19 protein-coding genes are annotated in these 17,936 nt (G+C 52.1%); 6 read left to right on the top strand and 13 right to left on the bottom strand.

Annotated elements, in window-relative coordinates:
- Positions 1-31: 31 nt before the first annotated feature.
- The 5 genes from AC1VOR_RS11565 to AC1VOR_RS11545 form a co-directional block, all read right to left on the bottom strand.
- Positions 32-421 carry a DUF350 domain-containing protein gene (locus AC1VOR_RS11565; protein WP_482617946.1) on the bottom strand — a complete coding sequence of 130 codons (390 nt, stop codon included), beginning with the start codon at positions 419-421 and terminating at the stop codon, positions 32-34.
- Positions 421-1,062 (bottom strand): signal peptide protein, encoded by a 642-nt coding sequence (locus AC1VOR_RS11560; RefSeq protein ID WP_482617944.1) that lies wholly within the window; start codon positions 1,060-1,062, stop codon positions 421-423. The genes AC1VOR_RS11565 and AC1VOR_RS11560 overlap by 1 nt, the downstream gene beginning before the upstream one ends.
- The gene (locus tag AC1VOR_RS11555; protein WP_482617943.1) at positions 1,063-2,271 is read right to left on the bottom strand and encodes a glutathionylspermidine synthase family protein; all 1,209 of its coding nucleotides are present in this window, start codon (positions 2,269-2,271) and stop codon (positions 1,063-1,065) included. It abuts the gene before it with no gap.
- The gene (locus AC1VOR_RS11550) at positions 2,268-2,987 is read right to left on the bottom strand and encodes a hypothetical protein (protein WP_482618316.1); all 720 of its coding nucleotides are present in this window, start codon (positions 2,985-2,987) and stop codon (positions 2,268-2,270) included. Before AC1VOR_RS11550 ends, AC1VOR_RS11555 begins: the two co-directional genes overlap by 4 nt.
- Before the next feature lie 114 nt (positions 2,988-3,101).
- Positions 3,102-3,317 (bottom strand): hypothetical protein, encoded by a 216-nt coding sequence (locus AC1VOR_RS11545; RefSeq protein ID WP_089153443.1) that lies wholly within the window; start codon positions 3,315-3,317, stop codon positions 3,102-3,104.
- Positions 3,318-3,841: 524 nt separating this feature from the next.
- Here AC1VOR_RS11545 and AC1VOR_RS11540 point away from each other — a divergent pair.
- Positions 3,842-4,513 carry a hypothetical protein gene (locus AC1VOR_RS11540; RefSeq protein ID WP_482617941.1) on the top strand — a complete coding sequence of 224 codons (672 nt, stop codon included), beginning with the start codon at positions 3,842-3,844 and terminating at the stop codon, positions 4,511-4,513.
- 668 nt (positions 4,514-5,181) lie between these two features.
- Here the strand turns inward: AC1VOR_RS11540 and AC1VOR_RS11535 are convergent.
- The 7 genes from AC1VOR_RS11535 to AC1VOR_RS11505 form a co-directional block, all read right to left on the bottom strand.
- Positions 5,182-6,645, bottom strand: coding sequence for a hypothetical protein (locus tag AC1VOR_RS11535; RefSeq protein WP_482617939.1), 1,464 nt, complete (start codon positions 6,643-6,645; stop codon positions 5,182-5,184).
- A gap of 192 nt (positions 6,646-6,837) precedes the next feature.
- Entirely contained in the window at positions 6,838-7,071 is a 234-nt protein-coding gene (locus AC1VOR_RS11530) for a hypothetical protein (protein ID WP_482617937.1), read from the bottom strand.
- A gap of 145 nt (positions 7,072-7,216) precedes the next feature.
- Positions 7,217-8,278 carry an HAAS signaling domain-containing protein gene (locus AC1VOR_RS11525; RefSeq protein WP_482617935.1) on the bottom strand — a complete coding sequence of 354 codons (1,062 nt, stop codon included), beginning with the start codon at positions 8,276-8,278 and terminating at the stop codon, positions 7,217-7,219.
- Positions 8,256-8,612 (bottom strand): PadR family transcriptional regulator, encoded by a 357-nt coding sequence (locus AC1VOR_RS11520; RefSeq protein WP_482617933.1) that lies wholly within the window; start codon positions 8,610-8,612, stop codon positions 8,256-8,258. Before AC1VOR_RS11520 ends, AC1VOR_RS11525 begins: the two co-directional genes overlap by 23 nt.
- A gap of 241 nt (positions 8,613-8,853) precedes the next feature.
- Positions 8,854-9,834, bottom strand: a complete 981-nt coding sequence (locus AC1VOR_RS11515; protein WP_482617932.1) for a DMT family transporter — start codon at positions 9,832-9,834, stop codon at positions 8,854-8,856.
- A gap of 30 nt (positions 9,835-9,864) precedes the next feature.
- Positions 9,865-10,749, bottom strand: a complete 885-nt coding sequence (gene aguB / locus AC1VOR_RS11510) for an N-carbamoylputrescine amidase (protein ID WP_482617931.1) — start codon at positions 10,747-10,749, stop codon at positions 9,865-9,867.
- Between the two features lie 40 nt (positions 10,750-10,789).
- Positions 10,790-11,848, bottom strand: coding sequence for an agmatine deiminase family protein (locus AC1VOR_RS11505; protein WP_482618315.1), 1,059 nt, complete (start codon positions 11,846-11,848; stop codon positions 10,790-10,792).
- Positions 11,849-12,072: 224 nt separating this feature from the next.
- Here AC1VOR_RS11505 and AC1VOR_RS11500 point away from each other — a divergent pair, with 224 nt between their 5' ends.
- The 5 genes from AC1VOR_RS11500 (at position 12,073) to AC1VOR_RS11480 (ending at position 17,427) form a co-directional block, all read left to right on the top strand.
- Positions 12,073-13,131 (top strand): bifunctional transcriptional activator/DNA repair enzyme AdaA, encoded by a 1,059-nt coding sequence (locus AC1VOR_RS11500; protein WP_482617930.1) that lies wholly within the window; start codon positions 12,073-12,075, stop codon positions 13,129-13,131.
- Positions 13,132-13,563: 432 nt separating this feature from the next.
- Positions 13,564-14,199 carry a guanylate kinase gene (locus AC1VOR_RS11495; protein ID WP_482617928.1) on the top strand — a complete coding sequence of 212 codons (636 nt, stop codon included), beginning with the start codon at positions 13,564-13,566 and terminating at the stop codon, positions 14,197-14,199.
- Between the two features lie 142 nt (positions 14,200-14,341).
- On the top strand, positions 14,342-14,797 hold the full coding sequence (locus tag AC1VOR_RS11490; protein ID WP_482617927.1) for a MarR family winged helix-turn-helix transcriptional regulator: 456 nt from the start codon (positions 14,342-14,344) through the stop codon (positions 14,795-14,797).
- Positions 14,798-14,959: 162 nt separating this feature from the next.
- A complete protein-coding gene (locus tag AC1VOR_RS11485) occupies positions 14,960-16,360 on the top strand; it encodes an MFS transporter (protein WP_482617925.1) in 1,401 nt (466 codons plus the stop codon).
- Positions 16,357-17,427 (top strand): saccharopine dehydrogenase family protein, encoded by a 1,071-nt coding sequence (locus AC1VOR_RS11480; protein ID WP_482617924.1) that lies wholly within the window; start codon positions 16,357-16,359, stop codon positions 17,425-17,427. The genes AC1VOR_RS11485 and AC1VOR_RS11480 overlap by 4 nt, the downstream gene beginning before the upstream one ends.
- A gap of 48 nt (positions 17,428-17,475) precedes the next feature.
- Here the strand turns inward: AC1VOR_RS11480 and AC1VOR_RS11475 are convergent, their stop codons facing one another.
- Positions 17,476-17,898, bottom strand: a complete 423-nt coding sequence (locus AC1VOR_RS11475; RefSeq protein WP_482617920.1) for a DUF6944 family repetitive protein — start codon at positions 17,896-17,898, stop codon at positions 17,476-17,478.
- Between the last annotated feature and the right edge of the window lie 38 nt (positions 17,899-17,936).

The following is a 17,936-nucleotide window of genomic DNA, read 5'->3' as shown; positions in this document are numbered from 1 at the left end:
GGTGTAATCTCTTCCTGGCTTGCCTTTTTTGTTAGATAATCAGACTGCTGACGGCAAACGCCATGCCAATAAACACCATGCACAGCAGCGTGCCCACGGCTACGTTGCCCTTCTTCAATTGATCGGAGACGTTGAAGCCTGGAGTGACCAGTTCGAAAATCCAATAAGATGCAATCAGGCAGACATACCCTACAGCGAACCAGATCACCATATGCACAATGGATGTATTTGTAAAAGCCGATACGCCCAAAATAATCGCTGTACCGAGAAACTTCCCGCCTAGCGCGAGGGCGACCGCTACATTGCCCTTCTTCAACTCTTCCATATCACGATATGGCGTCATCCAGTTAAATACGACCATTCCCAATAGTTGCAGCAAGATCATCGCGACTACGCTGATCACGATATTAATGGCTATCATTACTCCGCCCACCCCCGAAATTTCGCAAATGCTAAATCATAATCGGCAAAATCATGCACTTCCTCCAGCACGACTGAAGCCTTCTGTTCTTTCTCCAATGCTGTATAACGCGCATCATCAATCGGTTGCTTAATCCGGTTGCCCGTCGGCAACTCCAGCACCGCAAATGCCCGGGTCTTGCCTTCATACTCTGTCTTGTACACCCCTACCAAGTCAACCTCAGTCGTAATGGATACCTTCAATTCAGCCAAATCTTGCTCAGCCGTCGCTTGATCCGCATAGGTCTTGAGCGTCGTCCATGAAGACAAGCGCACTTCATTCTTCTGATTCTCGTCCGTCGTGAGTTCGGCATCCATAAATTGAAGCACCCATATCCGATCCCCGGTGGCGTAATTGTTATCATTAGGCAACAAATCGTTGTCCGGCAGAATGGTCATGTCGCTTCCCACTAGATCACCTACGGTAGCTTCGACAATTTTATAGTCCCATGGCACGCGCGAGGTTGTTAATGTGGCTTCACTTCCTGTATCGAAAGAAAACAGGTTAGACTGCCCTCCACAGGCGCTTAGCGTCAGCATGATCAGTAAAAGCAAGGCGGCAACCGCACTGCGCCGAAATTTAGTGTGTCTGTGCACGTACATTTATTTCACTCCCAACGGGATAAAATGACTCGCATTACCAGTAATGAGCCCACCGGCCCGGCCCAGCATGCCGCAGGGGGTTCCATTTAGCATGAACAAGCCGGTTAATAAGTGGAATTCTCCCTCAGCCGTCTGGATGCGTGCCAGCTCCGCTCTTTTTTGATAAACCGAAGGAAACAGCACGCTGCTGTCGAAGCCCTCCTGATCCTCTAATTCAAGTTGCCCTTCAGCATCGAACATCCGCACCGAGCCTCCTTCACGCCCGAACATCGATTTGGACACGAAGCTGCCAGAGAAGACGGGCTTATTGTAAGTGGGCAGTACGTATTGAGCAATGGCAGCACGCTCTTCTTCGTCAAATAACAGCCCTAATTCGTAAAGGCCCCAGGCCGCTGCCAGCAGACCCTTGGATTGCAATAAAATACTATGAGGTCCGTTAAATATGTTCAGCCTTCCGGTCTCGATAGCATAGCTGAGTGCTTCCCCGGCATCATCTACGGCCATCCATTCTTTTGGATATAACGCGAACATTCGCTCAATGATGCGGTTGTCCTTGGTCTTTAGCGTACCTTCATCGACCCATAACTCCAGACAATCCTCATAATGAAGCGTGAGCCCGCTATGACGGCCCAGGGCTTCAATTGTACCGGAATCCTCCAAGTGTCGCCCATACTCCATGCATGCCACCGTATCAGGCTGTTCGGTTGCCCAAGCCTCGGCAAGAAGCTCCTTCATGCGAGCATTCGGTGAAGGGTAGCCTGCTTGCTCCATCAGCCAAGGCGTGGCAATCGAGGACTCGACGTACCCGGTCGGCGTATCTGCGTTCAGCTCCAGCAGCTTGATCGCTCCTTCGCTGGAGATGGCAAAGTCAAACCGGGCATAGCGGCTAATGAGCCCTGGCTCCGGCATTGGCAATTCATCAAGCATGGTCCATAGCACGGGCGGGATGCCAATCAATTCGTACAAGTCATGCCGCAGATGGACATAACGCACCGTTTTATCAAGAAGGGTCCATAGCTTTGCCGCGGCCTGCTCCAACTCCGTATAGAGTTCCTTCGGCATGAGCACTAACTGATCAATCCAATATTGTTCTTCCTCAATATCAGCCCAGGTGAACCCTAACTCCGCAAGCTGCCGCACCCGTTCCTCCCGATTGGCATGGGGCTCACCAACGACTTCAAATATAGATTTACCGTTATCCTTGATCATCCGCCAAAGAACCCCTTGCTTGAACGGCCTGAGGATGAGCCGGAAATAGAGCTCTTGGACGAACCCGTGGAATCGGAAGATGAACCTAATCCGCTAGATTTACCGCCAATCCCTCCCGCTTGCGACGAGGTCGAACGCCGAACAATGGACCCCGTTGACGATGTGGATGTTTTCGGCCGAACCACAGAACCTGCGGTTTGTTTATTCTGGAACGTATCGCTGGAATAGGACTTGGGCTTATACGGCGTTGACGTGCCCGCATAGTACCCGCGATTATTGTCGTGCCAGCGACTGGACGAATAGTTCGCTCCGCTGTTGAACAGCAAGTGATACAAGAGCATGTCGTCCCAGCCAAACCCGGAATGGTAAACGGTCGGGTTCGCCGACGTATCGCTACCAGAGCCGGAAGTTCCTTCGGCGCTTCCTGCTGTTCCTTCCTCCTCTTCGTCTACCGGAAGCGGAAGGCTCCAATCTACATTTTTATCAAAATACTGCTTTACTTCCTCCGTTGACCAAGCCACAAGTTGGGGCTCCTCCCCGCCAGCATTCGTGCTAGCAGCCGTAGCTCCCGAGCCGGGTATCAAGAAGGCATTCGCCAATAGCGCAATGCCTAGTGAGGTGGACAATACACGCAGTGGCTTGCCCTCGGATGTGAAAAACCTCGAGCCTGCCGAATCCTCCGCCGTATGCTCCCGTAGCTGTTCTGTTGAACTCATTTTATCTGGAGATGTTGCTCTGTCATCATTAATCAAACCGGTTCCCTCCTTACGAACTTGCCAAGAACCTTGCTTTATTTGTGCTGCTTAGTGATATTTATTCAGGCCTAGTCCTTAATCGTGTGCGATAGGTACAAGCAGCAGTTCCAGCTTGCCCTCATCCACGTTCAAACGGCCTTCCACCGTCTCAAACTCGCGTTTTCCCACCACCAGATAATTGACATGCTCCAGCGCGGCAATCATATTCCCGCTCCATACACGCTCTTCAAGCTCCTTCAGCTCCCCATCCGGCAGCTTCTCATACAATTTCACACTCATCTCCTGCGCCAATCCAACCACCCTCTCTATTGATATTGTACAAATATACATTGGGACTTAACAATAACTATTTGGTACCCACCCTACTCAGATTCCAGTAGACACACTAATCTAACTCCACTAGAACAAATACTTTATTTTGCACATTTAACCACAAGCTGCAGCAAATACATACTTGAGCTTCCTAAAAAAACTATTAAAAAACACGCTATGTAATGATACGCAATGAGGATCGCTTAGTTTCATCATAAAAGGGTAACATGACGGTGAGCATGCATGTCGTCAAAAAGTAGAGTAACCGATGTCTAGACGGGGTTTTCCCACTTGATTTATACTATGAATAAGACGAAGCACGTCCCGCACAGCTCCTTCAAGGACTGGTATTCAGGGCAGCGCCAACCCCCTCGGTTGCAGCGCCTTGAATACCAGCTCCGGGGGGAGGGTGCGGGGCGTTTTTTTGTTGGCAGCGGTTCTTTGCGAGAGGACTAGCTAATATTAAAATCGGCTTATTGCCGGGAGAGGGTAGGTGAATTGGGATGAGTTATGAAGAAAGCTATGCTGTCTTTATGGAAAGGCATCTGGCGGCAAGAAACGGTGAACGCCGTGCGCGGCTGGAGCGGGGTTATGCCCATGCAGAGGCTATGTTTCTAAGGCAGGTGTGGTGGCCGCTCCGTGGTGATTTCGCAGACTTACACCCTGAGTATGAAGTGAGCGATTGGCGGGGGAGACCCTATTTTGCCGATTTTGCCTGGTTATCGGGAGAAGTAAGATTGCTACTGGAGATTAAAGGCTACTCAATTCACGTGAGGGATATGGATCGGCAAAAATACTGCCGTGAGCTCAACCGGGAAACCTTCCTGCATGCGATGGGCTACCAGGTAATCTCCTTGGCCTATGATGATGTGGAGCAACGCCCGGACTTGTGCATAAATCTACTACGCATGGTGTTGAGCCGCTACCTTCCCGCCCAAGCTCCCGTATCACGTGGCCTAATTGCGGAAAAAGAAATTATTCGACTAGCTGCCCGTCAAGCCAGTCCCATTCGTCCGGTCGATGTGAAGCAGCATTTCGAGCTAGATCACAAAACAGCCGTACTCATGCTGCGTAAAGTACAGGACAAAGGCTGGGTCAAGCCCGTCTACCGCGGCAACGGCCAACGAATTGTCGGCTATGAACTGGTACGGGGCGCGCTGAACTTTTTGGAGTAACATAGGTGCAAGGTACAGTAGAAGCATGTAGTGGTGCAGCCGACCCGTTATCCAGCGAACACCGCGCGCCAGGAGAAAGCGATGGAGGCAGAAGGGTAGAGAGAATGGTAGGATGCGAGTCATAGCAACGGAGGATTGGATAAAGCGAGAGATGAGTCTGATCCGTGGAGAGGTTGAATGTAGTTAGAGGGTAAGTCGAGTAGGTGGACAGATTGAGTGTAACTAGTGGGTAAGTCGAGTTAGGTGAGAGGGTAAAGGCAGCTAGAGACGCACAAGCTAGGAGTGTGAGAGCAGCCATAGGTAAGTAGAGCGAGAGATGTGCAAGGTTAACGATTAACACACTTAGTACACTTAACAAGCTTAGCGCACTTGCCGAATTTAGCAGGAAAAACTCCCGCTAATTGTTGATGTTTATGCTGCAAATAGGTGATTAACTGGAAATCCTCCATATAATATTGCCTGAATCGCCAATTGAGGCCGAATTCGGGGCAATTAGATGGAGGATTTCCCTATAAATCGCTGATTTTGCTCAGTTTGGCGAAATTAACATGAGGATTTCCCTATAAAGTTGCTTTCTCTACAAAACTAGAGTCTAGAGCTAAAATTTAGCCGCAATGCAATGAGATGCAGCCATCCTACGGCCAATTATCTTCTTCCTTCAGCCTTCCCTACACCATGAACATGGCAACCACAGTGGTCACGGCCAGGCCGATGAGCACCGGCTTCAGGTTGCGACGGGCCAGCTCGAACGGGCTCACGCCGCATATCGCGGCGGCCGGGATGAGCGCCCACGGAATCAAGGTGCCGCCGCCGACCCAGATGGCGGCGACCTGCCCCAGCGCCGTCAGGGTGGCTGTGCCCCCACCGATGGCGGTGCCGAACAGTTGGGCGATGGAACCGGCCAACGAAATGCCCGAGAAGCCGGAGCCGTCAAGGCCGGTGATCGCTCCGGTCACGGCCAGCGTAATGGCGCCGACGCTGCCGTTTAGCGGGACGACACTGGCCAGGGCCAGGCCCAGGTCGTTCACAATACCATGGGAGGTCGCCGGGAGGACCTGCCCATACAGCTCCGAAAATGCGGCATCCCCCAGATAGAAAAAGGCCGCAATCGGAATGACGGGGCCAAACACCTTGAAGCCAAAGGTTAAGCCTTCAATCAGATAGGAGGTCACCTTCTCCAGGCCGTGATCACGGTGAGCTAGCAAGGTGACGCCGATCAGAATCAGCACGGCTGTTCCACCCACCAAGGCGGTGGCATCACCGCCTTGAAGCCCTAGCACAAACATCGCGGCTACATCCGCAGCGAACAGCAGCGGAATCAGAATGGCAAGCCCTCTTCTAACCTGTGGACGGAGCACGTCGACTGTACCGTCCGTGACGTCGCCACCATCCTTGCCAACCTTTCGCCGTTCCTCACTTGTGGGACGACTCTCAACCAGTCCTCCGTCAGTCCCCTTCACTTTCACCAAGCCATCACGCCATGTACCGTTACGCTGATCACGGCGCATCATCCAGTAAGCGGTGACCGTGCTCACCACCCCCATTACAACAACCAGCGGGACGCTGGCCGACATCACGCTGCTAACAGGCAAACCAGCCGCATCAGCCGTCAGCTTCGGTGCTCCCTGAATGATGTAGTCTCCGGACAATGCGATGCCATGTCCGAACAGGTTCATCGCCATCGCCGCGCCCAAAGCCGGTAAACCCACGCGAATAGCCACCGGCAGGAGCACCGCGCCCACAAGCGCCACCGCCGGAGAGGGCCAGAAGAACAAGGAAGTCACCATCATAATCAGGCCGATTCCCCAATAGGCCATGGCTGGCGTGCGCAAAAAACGCGTCAAAGGAGCAACCATTGTCTCGTTGATACCCGTGCGAATCAGCACTCGGCTCATCGCTACAATAATGGAGATGATCATAATCGTCCCCATCAGTTCCCGCGTCGCATAAACAAACGATTGAAAGATTCCCGATATGGAACCGCTAAGCGTTTCCGTAGCCAGCAGGCCTAATGTGAAAATTCCCACCACACAGATCATGGTGGTATCTCGCCGCCGGATCAGTAGCGCCATGATGAACACAATAAAGGACAGGTATACGATATGGATTGCCGATAATTCAGTTCCTGTCATGGAGCCGCGCCCCTTTCCCCCGCAATTGTCTTATATGCTATGCGGAGGCCCAAGCAAGGGTTCAACTCGGGAAAAGGGACTAATTTTTCTTGAAAAGGAGTTATCCTGACGACTACATTCCTCTGCTGATGGGTACGCCGACAGTTCCTTAACAGTACAGTATCTGTTCATGCGCAACTTCCCGTGCTAACTTTAGCCACTTATAAACTGAAGGATACCTATCAGTATCAACAGACCGAAAATAACGGCAATACCAATAACTACTGGAAGAACAACTCTCGATACAGTCCTGTTCAGCTTCTGCGATTGCTCCAGCGTCTGCTCGACCTGATTTAGACGCTGCTTCAACACTTCAAGTTGTGCCGGGTCTTGGAGCTCGCGCTCCTCTGACTCTTTTTGCTGCTGCAAGTCATTATGCTGTGACAATGTTTTGACCTCCTTCAATTGTTCTACTTGTTCCGTCTCCCCCTCTTCTACTTTTCCCCCTTCAAACCCTGCTCACAGTCAGTAATCATCCTGGACACTTGAAATGCCGAGCGCTTAGTCTGCTGATTAGGTCGCAGGGTTACGCCTATTCCCATTTATACGATGAAGGCAGTGTTTGTATCCCCGCCTTGCGGAAGCCCTGCCAGGTATCGATCGAAACAGCTAAGGCAATGGCAAAGAAGGTGATCCACAACAGACTGACTTGGGTAAATCCACCATCGGCTAAGTGGGTATAGCCAAACCATTCGCCCATTTTGACGTGGAAGGCTGCCGAGATTAAGGTGTCGGCACGGAGCAGCATAGATGCAAAGACGCACAACGTAACGGCATACACGGCAGCATTGAGTGCGGCCATCCGATACGTCCACTGACCCGCCAGCCATTTATAGATAGACAAAGTCACATCGAGGGCGAGCCACAACACGACCCACGGCCAATAGGACAGGAGTACGTCCTGATTAAATACCGGCATTAGCCGTTCCAGACCGTTTTGCCCAGATTCATAAACAACGATGAGCCGATCAGCGTTAAAAAAAATACAGCCCCCTATCGCCGTCACTAGTAGGTCAAAAAAGACCTTGGTTTTGGCGATTCTTTTCTCCACAGGAATGTTACGGATGCGATAAAGCTCCTCGGGCGTCCACCCTTTAGGGTTCCTATTCCACCCCTCTCCGGTGCTCCCCTTAACACCAGACCGCTCCAGAATGGCAAAGACCAATGTGATCCAGAAGGCAGCTTGCAGCATGACCGATACAGCTTGACTGATCACCCCACCAATCAGGTCTGTCATGAAGTCAACCCAATCTATTTGAGCGACGGAAGCTGTATAAGCGAATAATTGATCGGCAAATACCACAATAACCCCAATAACAGCAGCGATGGGCAGTACCATTTTCATGAGTTGAATATAAGTCTCGTAATAATGAGGTCCTATCAGGTACTGGGGCTGATCCCTATATTGCGCGGCAAGCGCCGCCGGATTACCCAACTTCATTAAAGCCTCCTTGACCTCAGCTTCTCCATACTCGTCAGGCAGCATATCCTCAATCGTGGACCGCAATTCCAGCGCGATATCCTCCCGACCCTGCTCGGGCAGCCTGCGGGTCACTTCCTGAATGTACAGCTCAATCAGATTTGATGGATTCATGGCCATCGCCCCCCTTCAATAGGTCTTGCAACTCCCGGGAGGTTCTCTCCCATTCCAGCTTCAACTGTTCATAAATCTCCTGACCAAATGAACTTAGCACATAATACTTACGCGGCCGGCTCTCAGAGGTATCCCAACTGCTGGTCACCAATTCCTGCTTCTCCAGACGGCGCAAGAGTGGATACAACGTGCTCTGATCAATAGCCACTCCTGAATTCTCCAATCGTTGCACCAGAGAATATCCGTATTGCGGTTCTCTTAATTGGCTAAGCACGGCAAGCGTAAGCGTCCCCCGCCGCAGCTCCGTGATGAACGAATTAAGTAATGAATTCATGCTTCCACCTCGTCTATCACATACTGTTTTATACATACTGTGTATCGTACACTATATTTATACTATGTATCATACACTATTGTTATTTATACAGCAATAGCCTGTTGCCTGTAACTTGAGATCATAAGAAGCGCAGAAAAACGCAAAAAATCCTGTCTTTTGCTAGGGAATGCCCCCTGCAAAAGACAGGATCTTATAAAACGTGATGAGTCTAAGATTTATTAATGCTTCTCTAAATACCCTACCCCTTCGTTACACAGGTCTTCCCTGGCTCAATCCTGCCATCCTTACCCGCTAGATTCAGATTCTCGCCGCTTGGCGTGTCCGCTACGGGTATCTGCTTCCTGCCTTGTCTTCCACCACGGCCCGCAAGATATACCCCACCGAGGATGAAGACCAGAGCAACCAGCAGACGCCAGCTCACCGGCTCGTCTAATAGCGTAAAACCCCAGAAAATAGCGCTCACCGGGACCAGATAGGTCACCATCGTGGCGAATTGGGCACTGCCCTTCTGCACCATGAAATAGAACAGAATATAAGCAATACCAGACCCGAATACACCTAAGCCGACGATAGCCCCCAGTGTAGTTGGTGACGCCAGCGGTGCCAGAGAATTTCTCTCAAACAAGAGGAACATCAGACCGCTACCCAGCATCGCGCTGATTAATGTACCGAACGTAATCTGATACATCGTTAGTCCGCCAGATAAGCGTTTGGACAGATGTGTGCCTATGGCGTAGCATAGGGTAGCCCCCAACATACTGGCGAACCCGAGCAGGTCCACCGAGGCCAGTGAAGTCGGACTGACCCCGGCTAGAATCGGCAGGCCAAGAAAGGCCAGGCCCATTCCGAGCCACTGGGTGCGAGTCGCAGCGACGCCAAAGATCGCAACGCCCACCACCAGGGTCCACAAAGGCGTGGTTGCATTCACCACCGACGTCATGCTGCTTGTCAGCCGCGTCTCGCTGAATCCAATCAAGGCCCAAGGAATCGCCGTATTGATGAGAGCCATCACTACCATAAGCACCCAAGGGATTTGCCGTAAACCAAATGGCTTGCGCAACATGACCATAATCACGGTAATGGTCGCCAGCCCGAACACCGAACGCAGAAATGCGATGGTCCATGGGCCGAAGTCTGGCAGCAGTATTTTAATAAAGAAAAAAGAGCCACCCCAAATCAAACTTAACAACACTAAAGCCAGGTACAGTGATCGCGCCACTCCTATCCCTTCTTTCTCTCCAGCACGAATCTAATCGATCAGCAATTCACCATCATATGAGGCAATCACCTTGTATAGCTCGGGACGACGGTCGCGGAAAATACCCCACTCAATCCGCTGGGTTTCCAGTTGATTCAGATCGAACTCGGCGACCAGCACCGTCTCTTCGGCACGGCCCGCTTCGGCAATCATATTGCCCTGTGGTCCGGCGATAAAGGAGGACCCGTAGAAGGTAATCGCAGAATCCTCATCCGTCTCCTCACCGATACGATTGGAAGCAATCACCGGAACGAGGTTTGAGGCGGCATGGCCCCGCATGCACATTTGCCAGTGGTCCTTGGAATCAATCGATCCGTCCTGTGGCTCCGACCCAATGGCTGTCGGGTAGAACAGAATTTCTGCGCCCATCAGGGCCATGCAGCGAGCTGCTTCGGGATACCATTGGTCCCAGCATATGCCGATACCGATCTTGGCATAACGCGTGTTCCATACTTTAAAGCCCGTATCCCCTGGATTAAAGTAGAACTTCTCTTCATACCCCGGACCATCGGGAATATGACTCTTGCGGTAGCGGCCCAGTACCTCGCCATCTGCATCAATGACAGCCAGCGAGTTGTAGCGAGCGTTGTTCTTCTTCTCATAGAAGCTGATCGGAAGCACGACCTGAAGCTCCTTCGCTACTTGCTGAAAATGGCGAATTGCCGCATTCTCCTCAAGTTCAGTGGCGTAGGCATAGTAATCCGCCTTTTCCTTCTGACAGAAATAAGGGGTCTCAAACAGCTCTTGCAGCAAAATAATTTGCGCTCCCTGCTGGGCTGCTTGTCTAACTAGCTTATCTGCCTTGGCGATATTTTCTTCTTTATTGGATGAACAGCTCATTTGTGTGGCTGCCACTTTGACTTGTCTTTTACTCATGATAGCCCTCCTTTGCTTTGTAACAACTTGTTCCCCAATCCTACCGACGTCCTGCCGGCATTTGCTGCGTGGTACAGTGCACGTTGCCACCCTCGCGGATAATGGCCATGCCATTCACCGTACGAATCTGCCGCTGCGGGTACAACTCACCCAATATCTTCACGGCCTGACGGTCCGTCTCTGCGGCCTCTCCGCCAAATACAGGCAAGATGATGCCGCCATTAACAAAATAAAAATTCAAATAGCTGAGTGTCAGGCGCGTATCTTCATAAAATGCCTGCGGTGGCTGGGGAATCGGAATGATCTCCAACTTCCTGCCTTGCGCATCCACAGCTTGGCTCAATATAGCCAGGTTCTCCTGCGTGATGGCGTAGTTCTCGTCATTCGGATCGTCGCAGACCTGCAAGATAATCTTGCCTGGTGCAGCGAAGCAAGCCACGTTATCAATATGTCCGTCTGTCTCATCGCCACTCAAACCACGCTTCAGCCAGATGATTTGATCGACATTGACATAATTTTTGACCGCAGCTTCGATCTCTTCCCGGCTCATGTGCGGATTGCGGTTCGGGTTAAGCAGGCATTCCTCCGTGGTGAGCAGCGTGCCCTCTCCATCCGTATGAATAGAGCCGCCCTCCAGCACCAACGGAGCATCAAATTTCTTAACCTTCAAGGCATCAAGGATTTGCGGAGCGACCGCATCGTCAAGGTCCCAAGGAGAATATTTGCCACCCCAGGCATTAAAGCCCCAGTTCACCCCGCCCAGTTCACCCTGTGGACCCACCACAAAGGTCGGTCCGTTATCACGCAGCCAGGCATCATTATGTTCAATCGGCAACAAGCTGATTCGATCATTCGCGCCAGCCTTCGTGCCATCTGCCTGGGCAAATCGGCCTTGGACGCGCTCCAGGTCAGCAGAGTTCACAACCACCGTAATGGGTTCAAACTCGGCAATTGCCTCAATAAATTCGGCATAACCGTCACATACTTCCTCATAGCGATCCGGGTACACCATCGAGTCCTGTATAGGCCAGGAAATAAAAGTACGTTCATGTGCCGCCCATTCGGCTGGCATCGTATAGTTTAATTTTCTAGGATACATCGGTTCCTCCACGTACAAATTGTAATTGACAATCTTCATCATGCTGGGAATACCCAATTTACCCTGCTATCATATAACAAAACATGCCTGTCTACAATGGAAGTCTTGCCCGCCGCTGTCCCTCAGAATCCTGCAAAAATAGATGCCCGATTTTCGGCGACGACGGCTTCAGACCAAAGCTATAATTCAGATAAATGATATGAAGGCAAGGAGGCCTATGCAGGATGATATCTGCGGAACGAAAACAACTCTATTATCAAGCTCTACTCCAGAAAAATTCTGAATATGAGGGAGTATTCTACGTTGGGGTGAAGACGACGGGTGTCTTCTGTCGTCCGACCTGTCCCGCACGCAAGCCCAAATTCGAGAACTGCGAATTTTACGAGACAGCCAAGGAGGCCCTGTTGGCCTCCTTCCGTCCATGCCAGCGTTGCCGCCCTCTATCCCATCCGGGCCATGTCTCAGATCTGGTCAGACAGTTGGTAGAAGCGGTAGAGGCCAACCCGGAGAAGCGATGGAAGGACGCTGACTTTCGGGAACTGTCCGTTGATGCATCGACAGCACGGCGCCAGTTCAAGAAGCGCTTCGGTATGACCTTCGTGGAGTACGCCCGTGCCCGCCGCATGGGACTGGCTCTAAAGAATATCCGTTCCGGAAGTCCCGTCATCGATTCTCAGCTCTCAACCGGCTATGAGTCGAGCAGCGGCTTTCGGGATGCATTCTCGCGGATTATGGGGGCTGCCCCAACCCGGCTTACTGGAGGCAAAATCCTCCACGCCGCATGGATTGACACGCGGCTTGGCCCCATGATGGCCATCGCGGATGAAGCGGGCTTGTATCTCTTGGAGTTCATCGACCGCCGCGGGTTAGAACGGGAAGTGGAACGATTGCGGAATCGAACCAAGGCAGCGATCATTCCCGGGGTGACAGAGCCTATCCGCTCCATTGAGCGGGAGCTGACCCTATACTTTGAGGGGAGCCTCACGGAGTTCACGACCCCGCTATGCTTAATGGGTTCCCCTTTTCAACAGCAGGTATGGGCACAATTGCAGCAAATCCCGCCCGGCGAGACCCGATCCTATGCTGACCTTGCCATCGCCATTGGCAAGCCGTCCGCCTACCGGGCCGTTGCTCAGGCCAACGGAGCCAACCAACTCGCGCTCATTATCCCCTGCCACCGAGTCATTAATTCCAACGGTGAACTCGGTGGTTATGGCGGTGGTGTGTCACGGAAAGGCTGGCTGTTGAACCACGAGAAGCATGCAGGGAGCCTGATGAAGTAAGCATTTTCACACAGCGCATAACAAGGAGGAACCTCTCTGCCGAAATATATTATAATAGGTTGTTCAAAAAGTCGTTTTCCCAGGACGAACCTATTCGAGGAGAGGGTTCGACATCGAATCTTGAATTCAGCCGGGCCTAGCATGGCTTCCGTAGTATGTTTCCTTCAGAAACATTGTAGTTGCTCACGTACCCGTATGCTTCCGAAGTCGTTTTCTCCGAAAACGTGTAGCTCCGCTACTCAGTCCCTGGCTTCATCCAACCTAAAGTGTTTTGAAAAAACGCACATCGGAAGCATAATCTCCGGTCCTAAAAACTCGACTTTTTGAACACGTACTATCACGCACTATAAGGACTTATGAACATCAAGGAGGTGAATCCGTGCGACGATTCTGGCCTAAGGCAAGTCAGTCTCGTCAGGCGCATGGAGAAACATGTGGAAATGGCTTAAATCATCCAAATCGTCCCCGGCCCCCGCGGCCGTAGAGAACCCGGATACGGAACAGGACAAGGTCAACAAGGATCAGCCTAAGGTTATCATTATTACAGGAACAAGTGGTTCTGGAAGAAAGAGCATCGCCAGTCAATTAAGCGGCGAACTTAACATCCCTTATGTACGGCCCTACACAACGCGACGGATTCGCCAAGGAGAAGTTAACGGAGAACACTACCGCTTCATCTCTTCTGAGGAGTTCCAGAGCATTGAGAACGGAGCAGGGTTTAGCCAGTCCGTCCGGCTGGAAAGAGGAAGCTACGGCATTCCCGAGCGAGATTTAATGGAAGCGCTCACCACCCATCAAGCGGTGATTGTCGTGATGAATCATGATGGGGTTCAGGCCTTCCGCAAGCGCTTTGGACCTCAGGCTGTTCGAATTTTTCTTTATGTCACCAAGGACGATATAAGGCTGCGGGGTGAGCGGGAAGGTGCTCCCCATGAAGTCACCGAGGAGTATTTGCGCAATTACTCAGAGCAAGTCGTTCACAAGAAGGACTCGGACTATTTATTACAAAATATTGATCCCGCCAACACCTTGGTGAAAATCAAGCAATTTTTGCAGCCGATTCTTTGATCCTCTAAATACGGGCAGCCCCAATCCGGTCATCACAGGATTGGGGCTGTTCCGTATGAGGCGGGCCTATTGCCTATATCCCCTCTGTTCATCCATCCTCGCTAATTTGACATCCATGAAGTTTAGAAACTATACTAAATCTATGAATATTCAACGAACTACCTCTGAACCCAAAAATAATAAAGGAATCATGGGCATCGGCCGACTCATCATGCAGCTTCGTCGACTTGAGCGCCAGCCCTTATCCTTTGGGACAGCAGGCTCGCTCACCCCTAGTGAAATCCACACGCTGGAGGCCGTTGGCCCCGAAGGCAACGTGCTAATGAGCGAACTGGCCACAAGGCTGGGCGTGACCAAGGGTGCCGTTACCCAACTCATAGCCCGTCTGGAACCAAAAGGATTGGTGCTGCGCTCACAGCATCCTACCGATTCGCGCAGCACCTTAATCTCCTTGTCGCACAAGGGCTGTGAAGCGGTCGCCGCGCACGAAGCGATGCATCATGATTTTTACGAGCAGCTTCGCGCTCAATTTACTGAGGAGGAAATTGAAATTTTTGAGAGAGGCATCGAGAAATTCGCCGATTTTCTGGAACAATAAGCGAGTTAGAGTTGCGCCCAAGTGTTAACTCAATACCAAAGTCAGCGAGCGATAGAGTAGCCCTGATTTTCAGTTGAGTTATTTTTTTGCGGATTTAGTTTAGTAACTATACTTTTATAGAATTTATAACAATGTTTCCGTAAGAAGTAAAGGAGGTTAACCATGAACACATTACACGACGCTGCTGCCAGTTCCTGGCCGCAAGCTAGCCAAAGAGGAATGTTAATTGCCATTAGCATCGGGGCCTTCCTATCGCATTATATGGCCACCGTTGTTCATGTCTCGCTACCGTATCTGACTGTAGCCCTTCATACCGATTCGGCAAGCCTCTCTTGGGTGACCACCGGTTACCTTCTAGCCATCACCTCCTTGCTTCAGGTCATGGGCAAGCTGGGGGAACGTTGGGGATACCACCGCCTTCATAATTACGGTTTGGCTTTATTTACTGTAGGGTCTCTCTTAACCGCATCAGCTCCTGACATTCTGACCTTGCTTGGATTCAGACTGTTGCAAGCCGTAGGTGCCGCGATGTTTCAGGCGACCAATATTGCGCTGGTCACGCTTCATTGGCCCCAGCAACACAGAGGGCGGGCGCTTGGTACCCTAAGCACCGCCGTAGCACTCGGCGCCATGTGCGGGCCTGCCGTCGGGGGGCTCATTGTGGAATGGCTCCATTGGCGCTGGCTGTTCTTATTGCACGTTCCCGTTGCTCTGCTTGGTACCTGGCTGGCCTTCCGCTATATTCCCCGGCAGGAGCCGGAACGGGGCCAACCTGCTTCCGACCCTGTTGGAGCAATGTTGCTGATCGTCTCAGCAACCTTAGGGGTTTACGGGCTCTCTCAGGTCGGTGCGCAAGGCTGGCTGGTACCAGGAACCCTCCTGCCTTTATCTCTCTCTTTGACGGCCTTGTTGTTACTGCTTGGGTGGGAGCTTCGCCAGCCCACCCCCTTCCTGCCGGTGCAGGTCCTTCGCATTCCCCAAGTGGGCATCGGGCTGATCATTAGCGTCGTTTCCTTCGCCTTGGCCAATCATGGGCTGGTCACCTTGCCCTTCTATCTATCGGGCATTGAGGATTTGACTCCTTCGCTTGCCGGAGTTGTGCTGGCCTTCTACCCACTTCTACTCGCGGTAACTGGGCCTTTCGCCGGACACTTGTCCGATGCCTGGGGCCCTAAGAGCCTGGTGCCGATGGGATTAGCCGCCATGGGCGGAGGGGCCGTCCTCTTCTTCTTGTACCTGGACAGCCTGTCGATCTGGGGTATATCCTCTGTGCTCGCGTTAATTGGCCTTGGTATGGGACTGCTTGCTTCCCCGAACAACAGCTTCATCATGCGGCACACTCCCAGGGAGCATATTGGGGCAATCTCGGGAATGATCGCATTAACGCGCAATCTGGGCATGGCTTTGGGCGCAGCCCTTGGGCTGGGAAGCATTGAGGTTCAATTCCAGCCTCTTATATCCCGTTCCATTCAAGAAGCCTTTGAAGCCAGCATCTATACTGCTGCTGGCGCCTTAATCTTATGGGGCTTGCTTGTTCATAACAGAGAGGAGAAATCATTATGAAGGATCAAATCATCGTCATCGGGGGATACGGGCAGGTAGGGCAGGCTATTTCGAGGAGGCTGGGCGAGCTCTTTCCCGGGAAGGTGTATGCTGCCGGAAGAAATTTGCAACGCGCCCGGAAGTTCAGCCAGTCTACGGGAGGAAAGGTCCAGCCGCTGCATTTGGATGTCCAGGCTCCGCCCAGCCCGAACCTGCTTGAGCAAGCACGGCTCGTCGTCATGTGTCTGGATCAGACAGATACCAGGTTTGTGCAATTCTGTCTGGAGAATGGGACGCATTATATTGATGTATCTGCCGATTATGCCTTCTTGGAGCAAATAGAAAAACACCACCCGATGGCCTTATCCGGGGGTGCAACGGCTGTGCTTAGCGTGGGACTAGCCCCTGGACTGACCCATCTTCTGGCCCGTCACGCCCATAGCTTGCTGGACAGCACTGATTCTATAGACATTTCTATTATGTTGGGACTAGGAGATCAGCATGGGCAAGCCGCGATCGAATGGACCATCGATAATATGAACGCCAACTATACCGTTGTGGTGCAAGGAGAACCCAAGGAGGTAAGCAGCTTCACAGATGGCCTAAAAATCAGCTTTGGCAGAGGGGCAAAGGGTCGTATGGCCTATCGCTTTAACTTCTCCGATCAGCATGTACTCCCCACCACCTTGGGGGTCCCTACTGTTGCCACTCGCTTGTGCTTTGATTCCGCAGGCGTCACCCGCCTGCTTGCCGGGATGAAGGCGACCGGGATGCTTCGCTCGCTGAACTGGAGCCCCGTGCGCAAGGCTGCCATAGGGCTACTTGGCAAACCACACATGGGAACAGCCAGGTTCGCCGTGAAAGTAGATGCCCGGGGAACGTATCAAGGGCAACCAGCCTTGGCCGAATGTTACCTGCAAGGAGAGCATGAAGCGCTGATTACAGCCAGGATGGCCACTATTCTTAGTGAAGCCTTATACCGCTCCGAGTTGCCTCATGGGGTTCACCATATTGAGCAGCTATTTGAGCTTGAGCCCGTCCTAACGGCTCTGGGGAAGGAAGTCAAGGTTGAAATCGGGCGGTCTTGAATCGAAGCAGAGCTCGGCAGCAGGAGAGCAGAACTAGCCCATTTCTGCTTAGTCCGGGTCCGTGAGATCTGTGAAGACCTGCAGCGTCTCCCCCAAGGCTTGCAGCAGGCTGCCGATGGAGTTCAATTGATCGCTCTCCGACTGTCCCTGCTGTAAAATCAAGTCAGCTTGGGCCGCATTGGATATCGCCTGCAACGTATTACCGACGATAACCAGCCGGTCCCCTTCCTCTCGTACGCTTCTGCGGTTTGACAAGGACTTGGACTGGCCAATGGCCGCAAGGTTCGTGCCGATGGCCTGAAGCCAAGCGTAGGCCACCAGTTGCTTGTCAATGCTGGACGGGCCACTCCAACCTGACGATGACCTGCGGGAAGACCGGCGCGAGCGTCCTCCCGCTGCGACCTTGGCCCTGATGGGCCGTCTGGCCGATTTGGATCTGGCAGACTTTCGCGAAGGCACGGCTGGCATCATAATCCCCTTCCTTCCAAGTTCACTTGCGTCAAGCGCAG

This window comes from Paenibacillus sp. 1SOY10, assembly GCF_056836745.1.
This window is presented reverse-complemented; position numbering and strand designations above follow the sequence as displayed.